This is a genomic window from Aurantibacter sp. UH7, from assembly GCF_056839165.1.
Map to the genome: position 1 here is coordinate 2,407,501 of NZ_CM166388.1, position 24,445 is coordinate 2,431,945.

The 24,445-nt window shown below is 36.4% G+C and carries 18 protein-coding genes; 9 read left to right on the top strand and 9 right to left on the bottom strand.

The window, feature by feature from the left end; all coding sequences use genetic code 11:
- Nucleotides 1–16 precede the first annotated feature (16 nt).
- From UH7x_RS10215 to UH7x_RS10235, 5 genes are read left to right on the top strand one after another with little or no spacing between them, the layout of a single operon-like run.
- On the top strand, nt 17–1,402 hold the full coding sequence (locus tag UH7x_RS10215; RefSeq protein WP_482359832.1) for a hypothetical protein: 1,386 nt from the start codon (nt 17–19) through the stop codon (nt 1,400–1,402).
- Nucleotides 1,402–2,844, top strand: a complete 1,443-nt coding sequence (locus UH7x_RS10220; protein ID WP_482359833.1) for an oxidoreductase — start codon at nt 1,402–1,404, stop codon at nt 2,842–2,844. The genes UH7x_RS10215 and UH7x_RS10220 overlap by 1 nt, the downstream gene beginning before the upstream one ends.
- Nucleotides 2,841–3,611, top strand: a complete 771-nt coding sequence (locus UH7x_RS10225; protein ID WP_482359834.1) for a 3-ketoacyl-ACP reductase — start codon at nt 2,841–2,843, stop codon at nt 3,609–3,611. Before UH7x_RS10220 ends, UH7x_RS10225 begins: the two co-directional genes overlap by 4 nt.
- A gap of 6 nt (nt 3,612–3,617) precedes the next feature.
- Nucleotides 3,618–3,839, top strand: coding sequence for a hypothetical protein (locus tag UH7x_RS10230; protein ID WP_482359835.1), 222 nt, complete (start codon nt 3,618–3,620; stop codon nt 3,837–3,839).
- Nucleotides 3,829–5,238 (top strand): sodium:solute symporter family protein, encoded by a 1,410-nt coding sequence (locus UH7x_RS10235; protein WP_482359836.1) that lies wholly within the window; start codon nt 3,829–3,831, stop codon nt 5,236–5,238. The genes UH7x_RS10230 and UH7x_RS10235 overlap by 11 nt, the downstream gene beginning before the upstream one ends.
- Before the next feature lie 200 nt (nt 5,239–5,438).
- Here the strand turns inward: UH7x_RS10235 and UH7x_RS10240 are convergent, their stop codons facing one another.
- The 7 genes from UH7x_RS10240 to UH7x_RS10270 all read right to left on the bottom strand — a co-directional run bounded on the left by UH7x_RS10240 (nt 5,439) and on the right by UH7x_RS10270 (nt 15,305).
- Nucleotides 5,439–8,588, bottom strand: coding sequence for a PVC-type heme-binding CxxCH protein (locus UH7x_RS10240; protein WP_482359837.1), 3,150 nt, complete (start codon nt 8,586–8,588; stop codon nt 5,439–5,441).
- 32 nt (nt 8,589–8,620) lie between these two features.
- Complete coding sequence (locus UH7x_RS10245; RefSeq protein WP_482359838.1) at nt 8,621–9,589, bottom strand: Gfo/Idh/MocA family protein; 969 nt, start codon at nt 9,587–9,589, stop codon at nt 8,621–8,623.
- An 83-nt stretch (nt 9,590–9,672) separates the two neighbouring features.
- Nucleotides 9,673–10,692: an NAD-dependent epimerase/dehydratase family protein gene (locus UH7x_RS10250; RefSeq protein ID WP_482359839.1), complete on the bottom strand. Its 1,020-nt coding sequence runs from the start codon at nt 10,690–10,692 to the stop codon at nt 9,673–9,675.
- Nucleotides 10,693–10,735: 43 nt separating this feature from the next.
- A complete protein-coding gene (locus UH7x_RS10255) occupies nt 10,736–11,848 on the bottom strand; it encodes a zinc-dependent alcohol dehydrogenase (RefSeq protein ID WP_482359840.1) in 1,113 nt (370 codons plus the stop codon).
- Between the two features lie 48 nt (nt 11,849–11,896).
- A complete protein-coding gene (locus UH7x_RS10260) occupies nt 11,897–13,054 on the bottom strand; it encodes a Gfo/Idh/MocA family protein (protein ID WP_482359841.1) in 1,158 nt (385 codons plus the stop codon).
- Nucleotides 13,055–13,077: 23 nt separating this feature from the next.
- Nucleotides 13,078–14,127 carry a sugar phosphate isomerase/epimerase family protein gene (locus UH7x_RS10265; protein WP_482359842.1) on the bottom strand — a complete coding sequence of 350 codons (1,050 nt, stop codon included), beginning with the start codon at nt 14,125–14,127 and terminating at the stop codon, nt 13,078–13,080.
- A gap of 17 nt (nt 14,128–14,144) precedes the next feature.
- Nucleotides 14,145–15,305 carry a ThuA domain-containing protein gene (locus UH7x_RS10270; RefSeq protein ID WP_482359843.1) on the bottom strand — a complete coding sequence of 387 codons (1,161 nt, stop codon included), beginning with the start codon at nt 15,303–15,305 and terminating at the stop codon, nt 14,145–14,147.
- A 308-nt stretch (nt 15,306–15,613) separates the two neighbouring features.
- On the opposite strand from UH7x_RS10270, the gene UH7x_RS10275 reads away from it, so the two are divergent.
- The 4 genes from UH7x_RS10275 (at nt 15,614) to UH7x_RS10290 (ending at nt 20,059) form a co-directional block, all read left to right on the top strand.
- Nucleotides 15,614–16,498: an AraC family transcriptional regulator gene (locus tag UH7x_RS10275; RefSeq protein WP_482359844.1), complete on the top strand. Its 885-nt coding sequence runs from the start codon at nt 15,614–15,616 to the stop codon at nt 16,496–16,498.
- Between the two features lie 233 nt (nt 16,499–16,731).
- Nucleotides 16,732–17,967: an MFS transporter gene (locus UH7x_RS10280; protein ID WP_482359845.1), complete on the top strand. Its 1,236-nt coding sequence runs from the start codon at nt 16,732–16,734 to the stop codon at nt 17,965–17,967.
- Between the two features lie 76 nt (nt 17,968–18,043).
- Nucleotides 18,044–18,883 carry a sugar phosphate isomerase/epimerase family protein gene (locus UH7x_RS10285; protein ID WP_482359846.1) on the top strand — a complete coding sequence of 280 codons (840 nt, stop codon included), beginning with the start codon at nt 18,044–18,046 and terminating at the stop codon, nt 18,881–18,883.
- A gap of 60 nt (nt 18,884–18,943) precedes the next feature.
- Entirely contained in the window at nt 18,944–20,059 is a 1,116-nt protein-coding gene (locus tag UH7x_RS10290; protein WP_482359847.1) for a ThuA domain-containing protein, read from the top strand.
- 1 nt (nt 20,060) lies between these two features.
- Here the strand turns inward: UH7x_RS10290 and UH7x_RS10295 are convergent, their stop codons facing one another.
- On the bottom strand, nt 20,061–22,874 hold the full coding sequence (locus tag UH7x_RS10295) for a TonB-dependent receptor (RefSeq protein WP_482359848.1): 2,814 nt from the start codon (nt 22,872–22,874) through the stop codon (nt 20,061–20,063).
- A 98-nt stretch (nt 22,875–22,972) separates the two neighbouring features.
- On the bottom strand, nt 22,973–24,439 hold the full coding sequence (locus UH7x_RS10300) for a glutamate synthase subunit beta (protein ID WP_482359849.1): 1,467 nt from the start codon (nt 24,437–24,439) through the stop codon (nt 22,973–22,975).
- Nucleotides 24,440–24,445: the final 6 nt, after the last annotated feature.

The following is a 24,445-nucleotide window of genomic DNA, read 5'->3' on the forward strand; positions in this document are numbered from 1 at the left end:
TAATTTAAAATCCTAAATGAAAATAAACACAGAGATTAAACCCATAGATTTAACCGAGAAGCTTGAAAATTTATGGTCGTATTCAGGTGCGAAATTGAAAAATATGACTTCTTCTTTAGAAGGCTCAGTTGGTTCACCCGTAGTAACAGTAAATGGGAAATATGAACCAAGAAGTTGGACTGATTGGACGCAAGGATTTCAGTTTGGATCGGAGCTATTTCAATTTAATGCTACGGGAGATGAATACTTTCTAAATCTGTCTATTGATAATATAAAAAATAAAATGACCTCACATGTAAGTCATTTTGGAGTACATGATCATGGTTTTAATAATTTAAGTACGTATGGAAATTTACTAAGGTTATTAAATGAAGGAAAAGTTTCTAATAATTCTGGGCTCAGAGATTATTGTATTTTAGCATTAAAGCTTTCAGCTTCTGTTCAGGCAGAACGTTGGACTAATTTACCAAATGGTGGTTATCTATATTCTTTTAATGGTCCTCATTCACTATTTGTAGATACCATTCGTACCATTCGTATAATGGTAGCAGGTCATCAGTTAGGACATCATTCTTCCGGAGAGAATGATGTAAAAATAAATCTACTAAAGAGGGCTTATCAACATGCCTTAGCTACGGCAGAATATTCTGTTTATTATGGCGAAGGTCGTGATATTTATGATGACTGGGGTAGAACTGCACATGAAGCTGTATTCAACATTAATGATGGGAATTTTAGGTCAGCTTCAACACAACAGGGTTATAGTGGTTTTTCAACATGGACACGAGGTCTTAGTTGGGCTATGCTTGGGTTTGCAGAACAATTAGAGTTTATACAAAGTCAAGAAGATTTGCCTGAATTTAAAGAGCTTGGTGGTAAAAAATACTTGGAAGAGAAGTTTTTAAAAGCAGCTAGAGCGACTTGTGATTTTTATATTGAAAATACTGCACTGGATGGAATTCCATACTGGGACACTGGTGCCCCAGGTTTATCAAGATTTACTACTTGGAAAGCTCAAAAATCTAATCCCTTCAATGATTTTGAACCTATTGATAGTTCTGCTGCTGCAATTGGAGCCCAAGGTTTGTTAAGGTTAGGTAATTACCTTAAAAATGAAAAGTCATTAGATGCGGATAAATATTGGTCAGCAGGCCTAACCGTTGCAAATACTTTATTTGACGAGCCATATTTGAGTAAAGACCTTAATCATCAGGGGTTAATATTGCATAGTATATATCATCAACCAAATGGGTGGGATCATAAGCCAGAAAATAGTAAAATTCCATATGGTGAAGCCTGTATGTGGGGGGATTATCATGCCCGCGAACTAGCGCACTATTTAGGTGATATAATTAAAGGCGATTCTTATTATACATTTTTCAAAGACATCATATCTAAATAATGGCGAGTAAAAAAATAACACGAGTAGCTCAGTTAAAAACAGCAGACGATTTTTTAAACCATCTTTCAGAAATAGGAACAGAACTGCCTTTTAAAGATAGGCTAAGTGAAATTGGTGAATCTAGTTTAGGGCATTCTTATAGCTTAAAATCAGGAAAAACTATTGGCAATAGATTTTGCATCTTACCAATGGAAGGTTGGGATGGAAGTACTGATGGTTTGCCAAGTGAACACACAAAACGTAGATGGCATCATTTTGCAATTAGTGGAGCTAAATTGTTATGGGGATGTGAAGCAGTAGCGGTGCGACATGATGGTAGAGCGAATCCGAATCAATTATTAATGAAAGAAGAACACATTCCAGTATTTAAGAATTTATATTCGCAATTATTAACGGATCATAAGGAGAAGTTCGGGGATACATCTGATTTATTAGTAGGTTTACAATTAACCCATTCAGGTCGTTTTTCTATACCAAACAAAAAGGGTGAAAGAGAACCTAAAACATTATATAAACATTCGGTATTAGATGATAAATTTAACTTGCCGAATACACATCAGCCAATGACTGATGAAGAAATAGATGTTTTAGTTGAGGATTTTATTAAAGCTGCAGCGCTTGCTAAAGAAGCAGGATTTGATTTTGTCGATATTAAACATTGTCATGGTTATTTAGGGCATGAATTTTTAAGCGCAAGCAATAGGAAAGGTAAATATGGGGGTTCTTTAGAAAATAGATTAAGATTTCTAAAATCTATAGTTGATGGAATTAATGCAACAAGTGGCATAGCAGTTGGGGTGCGATTGAGTGCTTTTGATTTTGTGCCATTTAAAAAAGACAAATCTAATATTGGCATTCCTTCTGAAATGAAAGGGCCTTATACAGAATCTTTCGGTGGCGATAACTCTGGAGTTGGAATCGATCTTACCGAGGTGTATGAATTACTAGGTCATTTTGAGGATATGGGAATTGAATTGGTTTGTGTGACAGCAGGTAGTCCATACTACAATCCTCATTTAACACGACCCGCTATATTTCCTCCTTCAGATGGGTATTTGCCACCTGAAGACCCATTAGTTGGAGTTTCAAGACATTTAAAAGTTACAGCAGATTTGAAAAGTAAGTTTCCAAATATAGCCTTTGTAGGTTCTGGTTATTCTTATTTGCAAGAATGGTTGCCAAACGTGGGTGAAGCTGTAATTGATAACGATATGGCAGATTTTGTGGGAATAGGTCGAATGGTTTTAAGTTATCCGAATTTACCTGAAGATGTTTTGAAAGGTAAAACATTAGAACGAGGCAAAATTTGTAGAACTTTTTCTGACTGTACTACAGGGCCTAGAATAGGTTTATTATCTGGCTGTTTCCCATTAGATGCTTATTATAAAAAAATGCCAGAAGCAAAAGCGGTTAAAACATACAAGAAGGAAGGGCGATTATGATAAAAAATGTTTTAGTAACCGGTGGTTCAAGAGGTATTGGATTAGGTATTGCTCTTGAATTAGCAAAAGCTGGTTGTAATGTAGCAATTAATGGCGTACGTGTAGAATCTCAGGTCGAAACAGTACTCGATAAATTGAAAAGTTTTGGAACAGAAGTGATTTATTGCCAAGGAAATGTTGCCATAGCAAAAGATCGCGAAAATATAATTTCTAAGGTTTTAGCCAAATTTGGAGGTATAAACCTATTAGTAAATAATGCTGGAGTTGGTCCTAAAGAACGAATTGACCTACTTAAGACAAGTGAAGTGAGTTACGATAGAGTGATGGGAATTAACTTAAAAGGATCATTTTTCCTGACCCAAATGGTTGCCAATCATATGGTGAAAAGTAAACTATCCGATTCAAATTTTGAAGCTCAAATAATAAATATGTCTTCTGTGAGTGCAACTATGGTTTCTATAGAAAGAGGTGAATATTGTATTTCAAAATCTGGAATGAGCATGATGACTCAATTATTTGCTACTCGTCTAGGTGAATACAATATTCCGGTATATGAATTAAGACCTGGAGTAATTGAAACAGATATGACAGCGGGAGTACAAGCGAAATATGAAAAATTAGTTACTGAAGGGCTAACTGTTGAGCAGCGAATGGGTGTTCCTAAAGACGTTGCAATCGCAGTATTAGCCTTGGTGAAAGGTCAAATACCTTATGCCACGGGTCAAGTATTACACATAGATGGTGGATTATCAATACCCCGATTTTAGAATAATATGAAAACAAAACGTAACAAGTTATTAGCAATAATTGATGTGTTAGCATTATTATTATTTGCCGCAACTTTTAGTCCATTTGTCACACCTAGTGGAAAGGTTGATCCATATATTATGGGGGTGTCTTATACCATGTTTATGGGTTTGTTGGTCAGTGTGCTTTTTGTGGTGCTCGCCTTTTTAGTTTCACTAGTAAATAAAGAAAAAGAACATGCTGACTAAATTCATTATTGCTGGTACAATTTATCTTGCAATCTTGATATTTCTTGTCAGGATAACGCGCGTAAAAGAAAAAACGACATCTAACTATCTTTTGGGTGGTGGTAACGTTGGATTTGTAATAGGATTATTTACAACCGCTGCAACTTTGTTTAGTGCCTTTACTGTAATTGGAATGCCTGACTTTTTTAGAACACATGGTATTGGTGCTTGGATATTTCTAGCGGTATCTGATGCTATGATGGTATATGGCTTAATTCGTGTAGGTGAATTACTTCGTAGAAAAGCCCGGAAGTTAGAATTTAAAGGAATGTCCGGTTTAATGGCAACAACTTATCAGGCTAAATTAGCGGGTTATGTTGCTTTTGGTGGTGCTGTTGTATTCTTAATTCCTTATATCGCTGTGCAAATAAGTGGAATTTCAATCTTTTTAAATGCAGCTTTTCCTGATGCTATTCCAGTATGGGGCTGGAGTGTAATGATAGTAGCAATAATGATACTTTATAGTGAGACAGGAGGTTTGCGAGCAATAATGTATAATGATACATTACAAGGTATTTTGCTATTTATAATGATATGGATAGTCGGTTATAATTGTATTGAACATTTTGGAAGTATTGAATCTATGTTTAAAAAGGTAGAATCTGTAAATCATGAATTGTTATCAGTGCCAGGGCCGAAAGGTTTATTTACGCCACAATTTTTATTAATCTCTGCTATTGCGATTATTTGCTTGCCTTTTACACAGCCACAGATTTCAACTCGTGTGGTAATAATGCGGAGTAGTTCGGCTTTACGAAAAATGGCTATTGGTCTTGGAGTAGTGGCGATTCTAATTATATTACCAACATTGTTTATGGGTATGTATGGAGCTGTATTATATCCTGACTCTTCTACGCAAGATTTTATTGGCCATGTTTTATTACATGATCAGGCTTCGAGTATTGCCGCATTAGGATTAGTAGGGTTGATAGCAGCAGCAATTTCAACTTCAGATTCTCAAATATTTGCTTTAGGTTCAGAGCTACGTTCATTACTTACAATTGATGATAAAAAGGCGGTGTCGTTAACCCGAGTATTCATTTTCATATTCGGCATACTGGCTCTCATATTTTCAATAGTAAGTACAGAACATCTTGTATTATTAGCAAGAACAAGTTTTACAGGAACAGCAATGATGGCACCAATGATTCTTGTCGGTATTTTAAGTTCTAAAAAGCTTAGTAAACTTATGCCTATTGCTACGTTGATGGCATTGGTAGTTTTTATTTTAGCAAAGTTAGGTGTGCTGCCAGCTAAATTAGGGGTACTGCAAATAGAGCTTGTTCTCTTTATATTTCTAGCCCTTGCTGTAGTGGTTGAAACAATCATTTTGAAAAATATAGATGCAGATACGGAATAGTATTTACATCGATAAGGTGAAGATGTTCTTGTTCGTTTTGGATTTATTGCAGAAAACAATACATAAAATATAAAGGTAATTTTAGAAATAGGACTTTTGCTTATGGCTTAAAATTGTAGAAGTGTTATACATGGAAAAAAGAAAAAAGTATAGTAGAACTATACTTTTTTCTTTTTTATGGTAAATGATAAAAATATTTATTACTTCATCGGATGCATTTTTAACAACTCCTTAGGTGTATAAAAACCTTCTTTGTCCTTTGTAGCTTCACGTACTTCTTTAACTTTATCAATACTAATAGATGATGCTTTATTTCCAAAAGCATTTCTTACGAAAGTTAATACAGATGCAATTTCAGTATCATTTAACATTCCGCCAAATGGTGTCATAGGAACTTGACCTGGATATTTCTTGCCATTCAATTCAAAAGGGCCCATAAGACCATGTAATGTAAGTTTAATTAAGCGGTCTTCATTTCCAGTCACCCACTGTGAATTCGCCAAAGGTGGAAATTGCGAAGCACTAAGGCCTTTACCATCCGACTGGTGACAGGTTACGCAGAAACCTTCACGGTTATATATTTCTTCTCCTTTTACAAAAAGATCTTTTTCAGCTCCCTTAAGGTCGGTTTTAGTTCCTTTTGTATCTGGATCTTGACCAACATTAACATCATTAATGTGTGCAATTGCAGCTTCATAAGGTTTTTGCATCCATTTGTCTAAAGGCATTTTACCAACTGCTTCAATTATAGGTAAACCAACTTCTTTGTCTAACCATGATGCAGCGACAAATGTTTCAAGGCGCACTCTTGGATTTTCATCTGTAGCTGTGGCCATTAATAAATCAGCTTGATTTGGAATTTGATGTCCAGAATATCGTAAAACTTTTACGGCGGCAGTTCTTGCTCTAAAATCTTTAGCAGTTAACATTTGTAGTAATAAGTCTGCGTCTACGGCATCTAATCCCCAAGTAACCCATAATGCCTCTAAGACATGGTGTTCGTATTTTGGATCTGTTTTGTCTAATCCATTCACCCATTTTTTTATTTTAGCTAATACTTCAGAGGAGTCTCTAGCTCGCAATTCACGTTTTGTTCTGTATCGTGTACGATATTCAGGAAGTTTTAAATTATCTAGTAATTCATTAATACTAGCATCAGCGACCTTAGCTGGTTCGACCAATGGTCTTGATGGATAGGTAATTCTATATATTCTGCCATGTACGTGATCACGTAAGGGGTCACGTGCATTGTGTTGCATGTGCCCTACTAATATATTTTGCCAATCTATAACATATAAAGATCCGTCTGGAGCAAACTCCATATCAACTGGTCTAAAATTAGTATCACTGCTTTTGATTAAATCAATACGATGTCTACTTAAGAAACCAGAACTATTAGGGTCGTCAACGATAGTGTGTTGTTTTGTGCCTAAAAATCCAATCGTATTATTAATTATTATATCTCCTTGAACTTCATCTGGGAAATGTCGACTAGATATAAATTCTAATCCAGATGTTGGTCTAACGCGATGGTCGTCTTCGATAAGATTTTTTGGTTTTGGGGATGCCTGACCATAACGTGGTCGAATAGTACCTGGAGTCATCCAAGTCATATCTGGTCCAGAGGTATCTGCAAAAAATGGTTGTCCCCAATCATCAAATGCCATTCCCCAGGGATTGGGTATTGGTAATTGCGCAGTTCTTTCTAAATGATGGCGTTGTGGACTATAACGGTAAAAGCCACCATTGGTTGCTCTAACAGGTCCATAAGCTGTTTCTATATTTGTGTGTAAAAAAACACCTTCGCCCATATATATTGCCCCAGATGGGTCGGCTACAAAAGCACCTGCAGTATGATGCGTATCGTGATCATCAAAACCACTTAGAATAATTTCCCGCTCATCTGCTTTATCATCTCCATCTGTATCCTTAAGGAGTACTAGATTAGTTCCCTGTGATACATAAACACCTTCTGGCGCAAATTCAAAGCCAATAGTTAGGTATAGGTCATCTACAAATGTGGTTTGCTTATCTGCTTTTCCATCGTTATCTGTGTCTTCCAAAATAATAAGCTTGTCATTAGGCTTACTGTCACCTGGTTTGTATGCAGGATATGTGGGCATTACACCCACCCATAGTCTACCTTTATTGTCAAATGCCATTTGATTAGGGTTCGCCAAATCTGGGAAGTCCTCTTCAGAGGCAAATAGTTCAACTTTGTAACCATTAGCAACAGTAAACTTATCTAAAGATGCTTCACCGGTAATATATCCTTGTTCTACATCACCCATACCATCGTCGTAGTTTGACTTCACTGGTGGAAGCGTTCTTGTCTTCTCATCTGCAGCGGCCAAATCCATAGTTTTCCCAAGATTAGCTTCCCAAATGGCAGTATCCCGAATTTTGGCCATTTGACTAATTTTTTCTTTTTCGTAAGGGTAATTATCAGGTCCGAAAGGATCGTACCTTCTTCCCCAGGCATGCACACCATTGGGTAATTTAATTACATTGTGCCAATACCAATTTTTTTCAGTTACAGCGTCATGCACTAATTTCCGGTGAGATTCATTTGTGTTTTCTTCTCCGAAAAAAGAATCAGCTAAGAGCTTAGCAAATTTTTGGTATCCTAAGTCGTTTAATTGAAATCCATCCGCAGTAATGTCTTCAGATTCGGTCTCGTACCAATTTTTACTAGGTGTAAAAGCATCTAAGAAAAGAACATCCTCTTTGGTTGCTATTTCACGCATTGCATCTGTATATAGTTTTAGGTTTTTGTTTTCCTCTTTACCATTTGGCAAGTCCATTTTAGAAGATAAATCTTCAAAGGCAATAGGCGATACTATAGCTAATTTTGGTGCACTTTCTCCATTATATTTTTGTGCTTTAGTGTGTGTAATAAAGCCTTGCAATTCATTTTTAAAATTTTCTAAACCAGCCTCGCCTTTAAAAGATTCGTTATACCCGAAAAAAGCAAGAATAACATCGGCTTTTAAATCAGTCAACCATTCATCTTCTGTTGGAAAAAAACCGATACTACCCGATTTGTTCGCTAACTCAGTATGAAATTTTTCTGCTCCAGGAAATGCCCAAGGCTCCTTACGCGAAGAATGTGGGCGAAAACCCGGTGTATTGCCAGGGTCCGCCATATTACGGATAAACAAAGTGCTATCGGGGTATCGTAATTGCATTTCTGTTTCAAAATGCCCAAAATTTAGCATTCTAGAGGCTAAATTATTTCCAATAAGCACAATGTGGTCATCCTTATATATTTTAATTGCACCTTCTTTTTTGTCTGTGCAGCCAATACTAAAAAGGGCTACTAAAAATAATATTCCAATAATATTCTTCATGCTTATTAATTTGCTAAAAGTGTCCTTGTTCATTAAAATTGTATATGTATTCCTTGTTCAACAGATTGTTCACAAGCTTCAATTATTTTTTGACATGTAATAGCATCTTCAATACTTGAAAGTGGTTTTGCACCTTGCCTTAAAACTTGATTTATAAAATGTGTTGCAGTGTTCTTAATAGATTCTGGATAGCATTGATATGTTTGAGAATGAGCTCCATTTCTATCGTTGATTACAAAATCTCGATAACTATATCGAGTACTTCCTTTAGTTCCAATAACTTTAATAATACAGCTCCATGGGTCGCCGGCATGGTCATCATTAGCGAAACTTGCACATAGATGGCTTAGGGTTCCATTTTGCATTTGTATGGTGGCCATAGCAACATTTTCTTGTGGAGCCAAGGTGTCATCTACAGTGTTTTTTAAACAGGATATAGTTTTTGGGTTGCCAGCTAAATATAGCATCGTATAGCTATGATGCGTTAATATTTGCCGAATTACTCCAGGATATCTTGCACGAATCTCATCTGCATGATGAATATTGTACATCATATAAAACTGAGTGATATCACCCAATTTACCTGTTTCTATCATTTGTTTTGCCCGCATAATGCCCGGTTCATAAATGTAATTATGAACAGGCATACAAGAGACACCAGCTTTGTTGATGGCAGCGTGCATTTTTTCTAATTCCGCAATAGATGAAGCTGCTGGTTTTTCTACTAATATGTGTTTTCCGTATGAAGCTGCTTTGATAGTATACTCACAATGCGTTTCCATATTCGTTAATATGAAGACGGCATCAATCTTTGAATCTGCTAATAACTCGTCAACAGATGAATAAACATCGCAGCCAAATTTTGCAGCTTTAGTCACAGCTTTTTCAGTTGTTCTATTCCAAATTCCAATTAGCTCGGCTCCATTTAAGTCATTTATTGCCTCTGCATGTAAATCAGCTATGTCTCCCGCACCAATAAATCCTATACCTATCGTTTTCATTTGTCTTGTAACTATTAATTTGGTCAGAAATATTTAGTTTAATAATATTCAATCTCAATCTCAATCTCAATCTCAATCTCAATCTACGAGGCAGGTGTCGAATATTCTAATGTGCCTTTTTCTGCCATTTCCTTAAACTCCAAAAGTGATTTTTTAATTCCCTCTGAAATGTTACATAAGGGTAAGTTGGAGAATGTACTTGCAATTTTCGTATGGTCCAAATCACATACAAAAAGATTGGGTGGCGCGTTATTTACAATTGATAATGAAACATATTTGCCCATTCCTAATGCTATGGCTTCTTGTTTCGCTAAGTCTAAATAAGACTGAATAGGAATAGTTTCTCCTTGAATATTGAAAGCGCTATACCCATCAAAAGTCTGCGTGGTTACTGCCGCAAATTGTGCGCCTACGTCTTCTACAAAATGGTAATTTTCTCTACCTTGATATGGCATTGCAAATGGCATTACTTCACCTTTTACAGCCCCCATTACAATTGCTTTTAATGCGTTTGTTGGGGCAGATGTTTTTCCTTTGTCACGCCCTTTGCCATAAGTGGTGTTTATACGTAAGCAGACCGTTGGAACTTTGGTGTTGTCGTAAAACAAACGCGCGAGGTGTTCACCTGCTAATTTCCAAATTCCGTAGTGATTCGGTGGAGCAAGCTGTAAATCTTCTGAAATTATTTCTTGAGGATACATAGAACGCATTCCGTAAACGGCAGCAGAACTTGCAAAAACAAAACGTTTTAACTTCGTAAGTTCTTCAGCAGCATCAAATAAAGCCATTGTACCTCCGGTGTTTATTTCCATGCCACCAATATGGTCGTTAGAACAATCGGGGCTCTGATAGGCGCCAAGGTGAATAATGTGTGTTGGATTAACCTCTAATAATACACGTTTTATTTCTGAATAATTAGAAACATCAAGAGTTACAAACTCTAGTCGAGGGTCTAAATTTTCTCCGAGCCATAATTTTAAGGGTTCAGGATTATTGGAACGCGAAGCAATTACTATTTTATCAACTTGATCAGATTGTAATAATTTATATATGGTGACTGAACCAATACATCCTGTTCCGCCTGTTATAAAAATTTTATTCATGTTTTTTTAAGAATAGACTTAATTTTTAGATTAGTTAAAATGACTAATTCATTTTAACAACCGCTTTCATGTTTTGCGCTTTAATTGAATCTTCGAAGGCCTGTGTTACATTGTCAAATTCATATAAATCGGTATAATGTTCTGCCGGAAAAACGCCAGTTACCATAAGTTTCATTGCAGACATGTAATCTTCTCTGCAAGATCCCATAGAGCCACGCATATTTAAAGACGTTCTAGTTAAATGCGTTGCATTAATTGGAACTTCGGATCCGTATGTTGCAATAACACAGATATCTCCTTCTGGCCTAACAACGTCAATAGCTTCTGTTAATACTGGTGGCACACCAGAACATTCAATAACCAAATCAACTTTTCCATTAGTTCCGAAAGGGATTCCTTTGTCATCTACAATTCCATTTTGTAATTGAGAAGTAAGCGAATTTTCAGGTGATACTTCAAGTGTAATAAACCCTCTTTCTTTTGCTTTTTTTAATCGGATATCTCTATCGTGAGCTAGACCTGTTACTGCTACTCGAGCACCTGAAGCCCGGGCTACTTCCGCAGACATTAAGCCAATAATACCACAACCTGTAACAATCACATCTTGCCCAGGTTTGATGTTGCACTTGTTATTAAGCGCATTTGTGATAATTGATAATGGCTCTACAAGGGCACCTTGTGCAGGTGTCAATCCATCTAATAAATGAACTACGCGATCAGATTCAAGTACGACACGTTGGCCAAATCCGCCATTTCTATGAAAGCCAATTATTTCTTTTTTAGCACAAAGATTCCATTTAGAAACACTGCAAGCAGGACAATCTTCTTCTTGACAGCCTAACATAGCAAGTGGTGTAAAAATATCACCAACCTTAACATCACCATGATCACCAGGACCAAGTTCTAAAACTTCGGCACTAAATTCATGACCGATTACTCTTGGGCGTTGCACCCAATCAAAATTTGCTTTGGCAATGGTTGCACTATTATCTGAACCACAAATGCCTGTGTAAAGAGGTTTTGCTAATATTTCGCCTTCTTTCAATTCAGGAATATCCATAGTTACCACTGCAGCATTACTGGTTACAGAAACACCTGAGTTTGGATATATTTTCTCTTTTCCTTGAAGGCAAAATCCTTTTATTGTTTGACTCATTCTTTAAGTTCGTTGTTAAGTTTTGATCTTTTATTTAACGGTAATAATTTATTGCCAGTTTACACCAGTATCTTTCCAGCTTTTAGACTTCGCAGAATTTAATACGGCTTCACATACCTTTTGAGTTTCTTGCGCCTCTTTAAAAGTAGGTGAACAAGGTTTTCCCTCACCTAAATTTTTTAGGAAATCAGCAACCTGATGCACAAAACTATGCTCGTATCCTATTGATAAACCAGGTACCCACCATTTGTCCATATATGGATGGTCTCCATCAGTAACATGAATAGAACGCCAACCTCTTTCTTGAGATTCATCACGATGATCAAAATATTCTAATCTAGATAAATCATGTAGGTTCCATTTTATAGATGCATGTTCTCCGTTAATTTCAAATGTAAATAATGCTTTATGACCACGTGCATATCTCGTAGATTCAAATAAACCCAAAGACCCATTGTCAAAATGGCAATGAAAAAGACAAGCATCATCAATTTCTACTTTTTGTGTTTCACCTGTTAGCGAATGCACTCTTTCTTTAATAAAAGTTTCAGTCATTGCCGAAACATCTTTTATGCCGCCATTTAACCACATTGCAGTATCGATGCAATGTGCTAATAAATCACCTGTAACACCTGATCCAGCGGCGTTATTATCTAATCGCCAAAGTCCTTCACCGCCTTGAGGTAATTCAGGACTAATCGTCCAATCTTGTAAAAAGTTAGATCTAAAGTGGAATATTTTTCCCAATTTTCCTTCGTCAATCAATTGCTTTGCTAATGTTACTGCAGGTATTCTTCGGTAATTAAAGTATACTGTGTTTGGTACGCCTGCTTTTTCAATGGCATCTACCATAGGTTGTGCTTCGGCTACAGTTCTTGCTAGTGGTTTTTCACAAAGCACCATTTTTCCAGCTTCAGCCGCAGCAATTGCTATTTCGGCATGCATGTTATTTGGTGTACATATATCAATAGCATCAATATCATCGCGTGCAATTAAAGCGCGCCAATCTGTTTCTATAGATTCGTATCCCCATTGATCTGCGAAAGCTTGAACGCGTTCTTTATTTCTAGCACAAACAGCTTTTAGAACTGGTTTGTATTTTAATTCTGGAAAAAAATCTCCTACTCTTTTATATGCGTTAGAGTGTGTACGGCCCATAAAACCATAACCCACTAACCCTACTCTTAGTTCTTTTTTATTGCTCATATTAAAATTGCTAATTGAAAGTTTTATTCTGCTTCATACCATCCGTGTTGTTCACGAACCTCTATCATTGTTCCCAATATGTCATTCCAAGTTTTTGGTTGCATCATTACATCATTAGGGAACATACAACCATCCCAACAAATGTGTTTAAATTTCTTAGTTAGAATTCTATTCTCATCTCTTAGCCAATGTCCTGCATCAACAGGAATGTCTAATTTGCCATTTGGATCGGTAGCTTGACAATGTCTACCCGTTTTATCATGCGAGCCAGCGCCAAAAACAGTCCCGTCGTTTTGTGCAACATGAAAATCAATAGTCCATGGTCGAAGTGCAGCGGTTAATGTTTTTAAACCTTCAGTAAGTGTAGCTCTATCACTCCATTCGAAGTCTTCTGGTAGAATGCGCTCATCTTCTTTGTTATAACCTAAAAGATATAAAAGTGTGTGGGCCATATCTGCTTGAAAACCAATGTTTGGTCTTTCTACAGCTTCTAAGGTTTTTAACATAGTTTTCCATCCATGCATACCACCCCAGCAAATTTCACCTTCGGCAGCTAATGATTCTCCATAATCAGCAGCCACGTCACAAGCTTCTCTGAAAGTTTGCGCTATTAGTTTAGTGTTTGCTACTTCATCTTTTGCCCAAGTCTCAGGATCTATTGATGAGTCAATACGAATAATTCCGTTTGGACGAATTCCAATATCCCGTAATTTTTGTCCAATTTCACAGGCCTTTCTAACTTGAGTTACAAAATTCTTTCGGTCCTCAGCAGAGCCCATTGCCGAACCACCACCGGTGCCTGCCCATATAGGAGCAACAAAGCTTCCTATTTCTAAATTGTAAGAACTTACTTTGTCTACTAGCTTTTTTAAATCGTCATCAGATGAGTCAATATTTACATGGGGGTCAGCTAAAAATAAATCGATTCCATCAAATTTTTTGCCGTTTACCTCGGCATTTGCTGTCATTTCAAGTATAGTGTCCAGGTCAATAGGTGGTTCGGAATCTGGTCCTTTACCTACTACACCTGGCCATGAAGCATTGTGAAGTTTTGGAAAATTGTTGTCTGGCATAACAGTTGTTTTTATTGTTACTTATTCTTTTTTGGCATTATAGTGGAATTCCAGTCGGCCAAGTCCGAAGGCTTAACATTTTTTTGGAATCCCTTAAAGTTAAAGGTTGTTGGAAAATAATTTCCAACAAACGCAATAGAATTTTCGGTTTTTATGAGGTTTTCCATTTCAAGGCCCCAAAAGCAGGCATTAATTAGCATTCTTCTAAAACCAGTACTAAGAATATCTTCAGAAGCTCCGTGTGTTGTAGTAAATGCTCTGCCTAGTTTACCTGAAGGTAATTTATAGTTGCGAACCCATGCTACAGGTAGTTCTTCTTTAGAAATGTCTACTGGCGAATCAGGAGTCATTCCGTTCAATACTCTACCACGTGCTAAAATTTTTAAATTTTTTCCTTGCGGGTAGGCATTGTAACCTCCACATTGCGCCCAAGAATTTTCTACTCCAATCATAATTGGATGTTGAATATTGGCTTCCTCTGTAATTAGAACAGAAGCCTGTTGATGATTTTTTCCGTAATGCCCTACCCAAGTTTCTCCTAATACTAATTCGCCAAAACCACCATGCCATTTTTTCTTATCACCTTCATACTTATAATCATAATGGCTCCACTTTTTATTCTTTGCTATTTTAAAAGCATGAGTAGATGTACGGAGTCCAATTACAGGGAGTCCTTTTAATAAGTATTTGTTAATATGGTTCATTTGTTGGTCATCGAAATCAGCGAATCTAGTGAACAAGACCATGAGGTCCGCTTGTTCCAAAACTTCCAGTCCTTTTAAGTTTGAACTACCGGGGAATATATTTCCTTGTTCGTCTAAGGCCCAAATAACTGTGCAGGTGAAACCATATCGCTTAGCTAATATTTTAGCCAAAGCAGGTAGTGTTTCTTCACCTCGATACTCGTGGTCAGTAGCAATAAATACAATGCTTTTTCCTTTTCCAGGACCTTTGTTTCCTTGATATACAACACGATGATTTTCTGCAGACTTAATTTCGTTAGATAAAATAAGATTGTCAGTACGAATATTATCCACAATTCGATTATCATTAAAATTATCTACGGCTATCTTATGATTTGCACACGAGCACACAAGACAAGTAAGCGCAAAAAAGTACAGAACTCTAGAGTTCTTTTTGATTGAGCCAATGTATTTAAATAGTAATCTATTCGACATAATAATTAGAACACTAGGGTTGGTTCATTTTGATTTTTAAAGAAAAACGATTCTGTAGTTTTACGACTCTTATAACGCCATACTGCATTCGAGGATCTCTTGAGTATTAAAGTTATTAAATGTATTAATTTCTAAATAAAATCCCATTTTATTGCGCTATTCTTAAAATTTGTTTTAATAAAATTCGACAATTAAAATATAGCTGTACAAAGCTATACTACTATAGGTTTTTATATTTCCTTTATCTTGCTAAAAGGTGACACTTTTTTGTCATATATTTGAAATATTCTCTAATTAAGTGAAAATTTATGAGTACTCCGAATATAGAAAAAACACTTACTACTAAAGAGACTTTTATCTTTAAAGATTTAGTTGGGCCTTACTTTAATCCCAATTGGCATTTTCATTCTGAGTTTCAAATATCTTTTATAGTTGAAGGAAAAGGCACACGTTTTATAGGTGACCATGTTCATAGTTTTGAAGAAGGAGATTTGGTTATAACAGGTCCTAGTTTGCCTCATTTGTGGCGTAGTGATGATAAATATTTTGAAAAAGAAAGTGCGCTTTCGACAAGAGGTTTAGTTATATATTTTGATCAAGAGCTTTTTAGTGAGTCGCTTTTAGGTAGAGAAGAGTTTTATAATTTAAATAAACTTGTTGAGAATGCTAGTCGAGGTATTGAGTTTTACGGAGTAACTCGTGCTAAGATTAAAAGTTTGTTTTTACAAATTCCTTTTAAAAAGGGATTTCAAAGGATACTTAAATTGCTAGAAATATTAGATGTATTAGCTACAAGTGAAGAGTATGATTTATTAGCAAGCCCGGGTTATACTAATGTGTTTAAAGGTGATGATGCTGAAAAAATGCGATTAGTATATGAATATGTGATGAATAATTTTAAAACTAAAATTTCATTGGAAGAAGTCTCAGTGATGTTAAATATGACCACTACCTCTTTCTGTCGGTATTTTAAACCAAGAGCAAATAAAACTTTTACGCGATTTGTAAATGAAATTAGAATTGGGCATGCACGTAAGTTGTTGCTTGAAGATAATCTTAATATTTCCCAAATTAGTTATGAATGTGGTTTTAATGCACTCTCCAATTTTAATAGGCAATTTAAGTCGATTACTGAAATGAGTCCACATGAATATCGCGGCTTGTTTTTAAATATAAAATCTAGTATTTCTTAAAATGACAAGAAAGTGTCACCATTTAACAAAATAGAGGAATCATAAAATAGACTTTTACAATAGATTTGTTTGATTGCGCCTAACGCCATGATTTTTATGAATTATGCAGTTGAAAATCAGCAATTTCGCAAGTATGTTCTATTGTGATTATGAATATGGTAAAAAAAGCAGTAAACTTATAGGCTCAAACAATTCGACTAACTAAATTAAGAACATTTTTAAAAATTAAAATTATGGAATCAAAATCAAATGCAAATAGATTGTTTTATGGCAGTTGTTTTGCACTTATAACAACGGCTTTTTCGTTTGCAATCGCTGCAGGTATTTTAGACCAATTAAAAACAGAATTGGGTCTAACAGCGGGCGAGGCAGGATTAATTACTTCAATGTGGTTTTTAGGATTTCCAATTTCTATGGTAATAGGGGGGCTTATTTATCATAAAGTAGGAGGGAAAGCAATTATGCAATTTGCCTTTTTTGCACATGTGGTAGGTATTTTACTGCTAATATTTTCAGGGAGTTTTACAGGGCTTTTAGTGGCGAATTTACTAATAGGATTAGGAAACGGTTGTACTGAGGCTGCCTGTAATCCTATGATTGCAGATGCGTACGAAGGGAATAGGATGAGTACGATGTTAAATCGTTTTCATATGTGGTTCCCAGGAGGTATAGCTATAGGTAGTTTGTTATCTGGCTTTATGACCAAGATGGGTATAATGGGGGTAAACCAGATTTGGTTACTTTTAGTTCCGGCTTTTATTTATGGATACTTGTTTTTAGGACAATCTTGGCCTAAGGCTAAAGTTCAGGAAGCTTCTACCTTAGGAGGTAATATTAAGGCGATGTTCACGCCGTTGTTTTTGTTTATTGCAGTATGTATGTCTTTAACTGCAATTTCTGAATTTGGTCCAAATCAATGGGTGAGTTTAATTTTAGCAAAAAGTGGAGCTGAGCCCATGATTATTTTAGCGCTGACAGCTGGTTTAATGGCAGTTGCTCGCTATTTTGGTGGAAATATGGTGGCTAAATTTGATCAAACTGGAGTCTTGTTAGGTTCTGCTATATTAGCTACGCTTGGTGTTTATTTGTTTAGTACCCAAACTGGAGCAATGGCCTATGTTGCGGCAATAATATTCGCTTTAGGAATTGCTTATTTTTGGCCAAACATGATTGGATTGGTTGCTACCAAAGTTCCTAAAAGTGGAGCATTGGGTATGTCTTTTGTAGGAGGTGTTGGCATGTTTGCAAATACTATATTTCAACCTATTATTGGCGGATGGATTGATAGCGATAGAGCTGCGGCCTCAGCGGCTGGTTTAACTGGTGATGAATTGGAACTTGTTGCAGGACAGGAGACAATGTTGACAATGACAATTTTTCCAGGAATTTTAATTGTCTTGTTTACACTCTTATATTTCTGGTTAAAAAATAAAAAAGAAGATGATGTTGTTCCAGTAGCAGCACATTAAAAATTAAATGATATTTAATAACCCCTTACCTCATGTAGGTAGGGGTTGTTTATTTAAATGAAAATATAATATAGTAATGAAAATAGGAATGAACATGTTACTGTGGACAAACCATGTAACGGAAGAGCATTTTCCCATTGTAGACACCTTAAAGAAAGTTGGCTATGATGGTGTTGAATTATTTTTAGGTGAAGGTAACGAAGCACACTATTCTAAATTAGGGAGGTATTTTTCCGATATAGAAATGGGTGTAACCGCAGTTGCTGCATTAGCTCTTGAAGAGAACATTGCTAGTCCTAATGAGAACTATAGATCAGCAGGTTTAGATAAACTCAAATGGTCTATTGATATGGCTGCTGCTTCAAATGTTGAAGTAATTTGTGGTCCATTTCATTCTACATTTGCATATTTTACCAGACAACCGCCTACGGAACAAGAAAGAAAATGGAGTGTCGAGATGTTGCGTAAAGCAGCCGAATATGCTGAAGAATCAAATATTATTCTTGCTCCAGAAGCAGTAAATCGGTTCGAGTGTTATTTGTATAATACAATGGCTGATTTAAGAAAAATGGTAGAAGCAGTAGATCATCCTAACTTGGGTGCAATGTATGACACTCACCATAGTAATATTGAAGAAAAAAGTCAGTCCGGTGCTTTAAAAACAATAGCTCCAGTATTAAAACATATTCATATTAGTGAGAATGATAGAGGTACACCAGGTAGTGGTCAAGTGCAATGGAATGATGTTTTTCCAGCTATAAAAGAAATTGGATATGATGGCTGGTTAACTATTGAAGCTTTCAGTACTATTATTCCAGAATTCGCAAATGCAATTAACGTCTGGCGTAATTATTCTGATTCTGAGGAAATCTATACCAAAGGCCTAGAGTTGATTAAAAAGGGAATGGGCATTTAGTATTCATTTTTTGGCTAGATGTTGTTATAATTGAAGAAAAATAAATCTAAAATAATTGGAATGAAGAATGCGTATTTGTTGCTAATATTATGTTTTACACTTTTTGCTTGTAAAGAACAGAAGTCAGAAAAAAAGGAAGTAGTAACAGAAATTGAGGCTCCAAAACAGTGGTTGACTTTTGCGGGAAGTAATGATAGTGCGAAACATATTGTTTTGGTTTCTGGCGATGAAGAATATCGTTCAGAGGAGGCTTTACCTCAATTAGCAAAGATTTTATCGAAACATCATGGTTTTAATTGTACAGTATTGTTTGCTCAGGACCCTGCTAAACCAGGTATTGTAAATGCAAATTATGTAAATAATATTCCAGGATTAGATGCGCTCGATAATGCTGATATGTTGGTTATGCTAACTCGTTTTAGAGCACTACCGGATGAGCAGATGCAGCATTTTGAGGATTACCTAAAAGCAGGTAAGCCATTAGTTGGCTTACGTACATCTACACATGCCTTTAATTTTCCAAAAGAATCAACTTCACAGTATGCGAAGTATGGTAATTATTACGATGGGGAGTTGTCGGAATGGAAAGATGGATTTGGTCGTTTAGTACTTGGTGAAAACTGGGTAAATCATCATGGGCACCATAAGCATCAAAGTACACGTGGTATTTTTGCAAAAGGTGCTGAAGAGCATCCCATAACTAATGGTATTGTTAGTGGTGAAATTTGGGGGCCTACAGATGTTTATGGCGTTCGTTTTCCAATGCAAGAAAATGTTGAGCCAATAATTCTTGGTCAGGTTGTGAATAGGACTGGCGATTATGATGAGAACGATGTGTTATTTGGTATGAAGTCTACAGATTCAGAGTTGGCTACAGAAAATAATGTAGGCGAAAAAGTAAACGATGTGCTAATGCCTATTTCATGGACAAAAAGTTATCAAATTCCTGATGGAAAAGAAGGTAAGGTATTCACTTCGACTATCGGTGCTGCAACCGATTTGTTAAACGAAAGTGTACGACGCCTAATCGTAAATGCTGTCTTTTGGACCATGGATTCTACCGTTCCAGAAAAAGCAAATGTTGATTTGGTAGGTGAATATAAACCGTCTGCATATGGTTTTCAAACCGATGAATACTGGTTGCAAAAACAGTTGAAAATTTCTGACTTAGAATAACTTAAAATCGATATCCAACTCGTACCATGGTGCTTGTTGGTAATACAGGTACAACAACAAAACTGGCCTCAGGATTTTCTGCAATATATTCTTTAGTAACACCATTAGCACTTGCTCCAAATTCGTTAGCTCCAAAGAAATTTGCCAAGCCATCTGAGTTAAACAAGTTGTTCACTAAGAAATTAAGTGTAATATCCTCACTTACATTAAAGCCTAGGCCAAGATTGAAAATACTATAAGCTGATAATTGAAAAGCATTTGCAATATTACCTTCACGCTCTCCCATGTATTGCCACTTAAAGAACCCGTTGACTATTTGATTGTTATATTCCGCACCTAAATTAAACATTAGGTTGGGGTTGAAAGGTAGTTTATTGTCTGAATAGTCAACTGTGGTGTCGTCTGAAACATCAACAGATCCTTCTGCATTATACACCGTCCATTTGGTAGCTTTTCCTTCTTGTAAGGTGCCATTAAATCTAAATGTTAAGTTTTTTGTGGCGGAATATGCACTTTCCCATTCTACACCAATAGTTCGAGAGTCGTTAAATTGTATTGGGGTGTAAAACACACTATTTGTGTCGCCATCAAAAGCAAAGTCAGCTACACCAATATTTGTAAGTGTACTGTAAAAGGCAGTGGCAGTAGCAGAAAAGCTAGATTCGGAGAATTTTAATCCTAATTCAGCTTGATTGATTTTTTGAACTTCACCTGCTTGGTTTATAGGAACATTTGTGAAGTTATTGAAATAATAGTTTAATTCTGGCGCTTTGTTACCTGATGAATATCGTCCAAATAAAGCAGCACTATCATTTATTTTATAATTGATTCCACCTGAATAGGATACGTAGTTATAGTTATAATCAAAATTATCTTGGTCACCAGTTGGAACTAATAATCCATTATCATAATCAGTAAGTGGGTTTCCATCTACGCCACCAGCACGATCCAGAGGAGCAGACTGGTCTTTACTACCTTTGTGTGAAATGGTTTCGTAACGTACACCTAAATCTAAATAAATGTTCTCATTAAGCTTCCAATTGTCATTTGCAAAGAAAGCTAGTTGCGTAACATCTGCTCTGGAGTTGTCGAAGAATAACCCGCCATAATTGCTTAAACCATTTTCGTCTGAAAGTTGAATAGTAGGCTGTCCTGGATTCTGCAAGGTTACTTGTAACATTCTTGGATTTGGTTCATAAGTAACGAAGCCAAAACTGCCTTGTGTGTATAATGATGTTGATGACAGTCCGCCAGCAAAACCGAAATTAAGGTCGTGCATATCGGCTTTTTTACGGATTGTAATTTGATTCATCCACTCATCAGATTCATTTTGTTTTAACCAAGCGGCTGTTCCCATTATAGCATCGTTAGGAAGGCTTCCGGAAATGTAGTTAAACGGAAGTCCGCTAAACATTCCGCTATTGTCAACGCGAGCAACTTCGGTTTTTGAAACTGCATCGTTAAATACGACTTGACCTACTGGAAATTGAGCACCGGTAATAAAATAGGCTAATGGATTGCTTAAAGAAACAAATGCATTACTAATAGCAGTTTGCCAATTTGCACTTTTGTCCGAGTGCTTTAAATTAAAACGAATGGACCAATCATTGCCTAAACTTTGTAATAAGTCAACGCCAAAAGCGCGATCTTGTGCGTGTGCACCTTGGGAGGGGTCGAACGAATTTGTCGCTCCTTCGCTTACGCGACGTCCATCAGGTACATTAGCGGTATATCCTGGCATCATTAAAGCAGTAGCTTTAAAATCCTGTCCAAATGCAGCTTCTGGGTTGTTCCAGTTTGTTGCAGCAACACCGGTGTAACGATTTGTAAAGTCATCTAAAATTTTACCATAAAATTTTAAATAACCATTACTATGCTCTTTTAGAAGATTGAACTTAACTTGTCCTCCCTTGCTAAATGTGAAATCTGTATTTCTAGCACCTTCGTCATTTCTGTAATGGCCACCAATATTGTAATACCAGTTATTGCCAAATGAACCACCAATGGTTCCATCAATTCTTGTGCTTAAATTGCTTTCCCCTTGAACACCACCTTGTAGTTGAATTTCACCACCTAAGTTTTCTCTTTTCGCTTGTGAGATGAAGTTATAAATACCTCCAGGTCCATTTAAAGCAGTAATTGCAGCATTACCGCCACGGATAGCTTCTAGTTTAGTTGTTGTGATGTCAACTCTGTGAAACAAATCAGGTCCGTAGTAAGAATGTTGAACAAGACTAACTGGTAAACCATCTTCTTGGAGGCTTACATAATACCATCCCATATCATCTTCGGCGGAAGCAGATATTCCCCTAGTATATACTTTAGTGAAAACCTCACCTGCAGAAGGGTCTGTGAATGTGCCCGGTATCGCTTGTAATAAATCTGCTGTACCTCTTTGGGTTGTTTCTTGTATTGCTTTTGCGTCTAAAGTTGTAACAGCAGTACTCGATTGTAATTGGAGTCTTGGGTCAAAATTACCAGTGACAACAACATTTTGTAAATTAAGAGGGTCGTCAAATAAAGTAAGTTCTAAAGAAATATCTTCATTTGTAATGTCCAAAGTTTCTTTATGTGTTCTTATACCTACATATGAAACTGTAAGTGTATATGTGCCAGAAGTTATACCAGGTATTTCAAATACGCCTTGCATATCTGTAATTACATATTTGTCTGTAGGAGATAAAAAAACATTTGCTCCAGCCAAGGGATTTCCTTGGGTATCTTTTACTTCGCCATTAATGGTAATTTGAGAAAAGGCTGAATTTGAAAAAATAGAAAACGCAGCAAATAGCAGTAGTGAGGTAAGTTTGTTCATTAGAGGTTTGATTGAGATTGCAAATATACCGTGCTTATCTGATTAAGAAAACACATTGCAGTTAAAAAAACCTCTAATGGACTACTAGTTGTTAAAATTTATACTCTAGGTAAATCTCCTGGGCCTTTTAATGGTAAATTGGAAGATCCCATAAGATATGAATCAACATGGTGAGCGGCTTGACGACCTTCTGAAATCGCCCATACAATTAAAGATTGTCCTCTCCTTTGGTCACCTGCTGCAAACACACCTGGAACGTTAGTTTTGTAATTTTCTTCTGAAGCTTTAATATTAGTTCTTGCATCAGCTTCTAGGCCTAATTGCTCTGCAATGGTCATTTCAGAACCTGTGAATCCCATTGCTAGTAATGCTAATTCACACTTCCATTCTTTCTCTGTTCCTTCAACTTCTTTTAAAGTAGGTCTTTGTCCAGCTTCCTTAATCCATTCTACTTCAGCTGTAATTAGACCCTTTAAATTGCCGTCCTTATCACCTATAAATTTCTTCGTTGAAATACTAAAAAAGCGATCAGCTCCTTCTTTATGCGATGTGCTAGTACGTAAGCGCATAGGCCAAAAAGGCCAGGGTTGATCTATTGGGCGACTCGTAGTAGACATTGGCATAATTTCAAAATTTGAAACAGAAGTTGCACCATGTCTAATTGAAGTTCCTATACAGTCAGATCCTGTATCGCCTCCACCAATAACAACTACATCTTTACCCGTTGCTAAAATTTCTTTATCAAATTTCTTAACACCGTCAACACGTCTATTGTTTTGAGGAAGAAAATCCATTGCTTGAACAACACCATTTAAGTCGGCACCTTCTATTGGAAGGTTTCTACGAACTGTTGCTCCGCCGCATAATACGATGGCGTCGAAATCATTCTTTAATTCATCAGCTTTTATATCCACTCCAATGTTTACTCCACATTTAAATTCGATTCCTTCTTCTTCTAAAACCTGTAATCTTCTATCGATAACACTTTTTTCCATTTTAAAATCTGGAATACCGTAACGTAAAAGTCCACCTGGTTTTTCATCACGTTCAAAAACAGTTACTAAATGACCTGCGCGATTTAATTGTTGTGCTGCCGCTAAGCCAGAAGGGCCGGATCCAACAACTGCAACTTTTTTGCCTGTTCTTTCCTTAGGCGGTTGCGCGACAATCCAACCTTTTTTAAATGCTGTTTCAACGATATTTTTTTCAATATTCTCAATTGTTACGGGGTCTTCATTGATGCCTAGTACACAAGCTTCTTCGCAAGGTGCTGGACAGAGTCTTCCTGTAAATTCTGGAAAATTATTTGTTGAATGTAATATTGCTGCTGCTTTTTCCCATTTGCCACGATAAACAGCATCATTAAAATCAGGAATTAAATTACCAAGTGGACATCCACTATGGCAAAAAGGAATTCCGCAATCCATGCAACGTGCTCCTTGTTCTTTTAAGTCTTTTTCTTGTAGCGGCGTTGTAAATTCTTTGTAATTTTTGACACGCTCTTCAACTGGTTCGTAACCTTCTACTTTTCTTTCAAATTCTAAAAATCCTGTAGTCTTTCCCATGTCTCA